The organism is Clostridium sp. CS001, assembly GCF_020443565.1.
Taxonomy (GTDB): domain Bacteria; phylum Bacillota; class Clostridia; order Clostridiales; family Clostridiaceae; genus Clostridium_AD.
Genome location: NZ_JAIZZN010000070.1, coordinates 1 through 1,462, shown reverse-complemented (window position 1 = coordinate 1,462; position 1,462 = coordinate 1). Strand labels below are relative to the sequence as shown.

At 28.3% G+C, this 1,462-nt stretch carries 1 protein-coding gene and 1 tRNA gene; both read right to left on the bottom strand.

The features are described from left to right. Nucleotides 1-444 precede the first annotated feature (444 nt). Nucleotides 445-1,188 (bottom strand): peptidylprolyl isomerase, encoded by a 744-nt coding sequence (locus LGK97_RS19565; RefSeq protein ID WP_226261994.1) that lies wholly within the window; start codon nucleotides 1,186-1,188, stop codon nucleotides 445-447. Nucleotides 1,189-1,385: 197 nt separating this feature from the next. Further along, a tRNA-Lys gene (locus tag LGK97_RS19560) sits at nucleotides 1,386-1,461 on the bottom strand. Nucleotide 1,462: the final 1 nt, after the last annotated feature.

Below are 1,462 nucleotides of genomic sequence, written 5' to 3'. Positions count from 1 at the left end.
GAGCCAGGATCAAACTCTCAATTTAAAAGTTTACACTTTTTAATTTGAAATGTTATAATCTGCGCCAACTGTTAGGCTGGTTAGCAAGCTCATTACAATTCTCTTAGTCTTACAACTAAGAATTTACTTTTTGCTAAAGTAATTAACTGGTTTAACGAAATATTATTTCGTTTCTTTACCTATTTCTCTGTTTAATTTTCAAAGACCAATTTGTTTTGTCATCATGTGACGACTTTTACTATTATACTAGGCATTTGTTTATTTGTCAACAGTTTTATATGCTTATTTATTTTTTATTTATATATTCATTTATTTTTTATTTATTTATATTTTTGAGGCCTTTACATTATTAATCTAAAACTTTCTTATGAAATACTCAAAAACCAATATTAAGAATAATATTGGTTTTTGCTACCCTTATAATTAGATTAACATCATATGGTCTTACTTTATCTCTACTTGATATTCACCTTTTAATTTTGTTATCATATTTATATACTTCTCATTTTGTTTTTGATGTAAAAGATTTTTTACAATCATATGCCTAGATTCTTCTAATGACTTCATCTCTTCTGGAGTCTTATCATCTACTTGTATTAAGTGGTATCCAAATTGACTTTTAACGGGTTCACTTATTTCATGAACTTCCAATTCAAATGCTGCTTCTTCAAATTCAGGTACCATTCTACCTTTAGTAAAACTACCTAAACTTCCACCTTGAGCTGCTGATGGACACTTGGAATATTTTTCAGCTGCTTCTTCAAATGACATTCCAGCTGTTATTTCTGCTTTAATTTCTTGCATTTGTTCTAAAGTATCTACTAATATATGTTTAGCTGATACAGTCTCTGCACCTTTAAACATTTGGCTATTGTCTTCATAGTATTTTTGAACTTCCTCTTCAGTTATATCTACATCATCCATTATGTTCTTCACACCAATTTGTATTAAAAGGTCCTTTTCTATTAACTGTAATTGCTCTATGTATTCTGGGTCATTCTTCATGTCATTACTAAGAGCATAATTGTAAATTAGTTCAAAATTTATAATTTGATCTAAAAATTGTTTTTTACCCTCTTCTGTTTTGTAGTGCTCTTGTGCTTCCTCGGGGAACCTCAATAATGATCTTTGTATATCTTTTTCAGTTATTTCACTTTGATTTACTATAGCCAAAACCTTATTTTCCATAATTACTCTCCTTTAATATTAATATATTTTCATTATTATAATAACATAAAATTTATGAAAAAACAAAATGAATAAAACCTTATTTATATAAGAAGGATTCACATATAATTTTGTTTAACTAAACCCTTCTTTTTAAGAAAGTTACACGTTTTTTTAACATTATAAATAAAAAAAGCACTTCATAAAGAAGTGCTTTTTGGTGGCTTACCGGGGAATCGAACCCCGGACACCATGATTAAAAGTCATGTGCTCTACCAACTGAGCTAGTAAACCA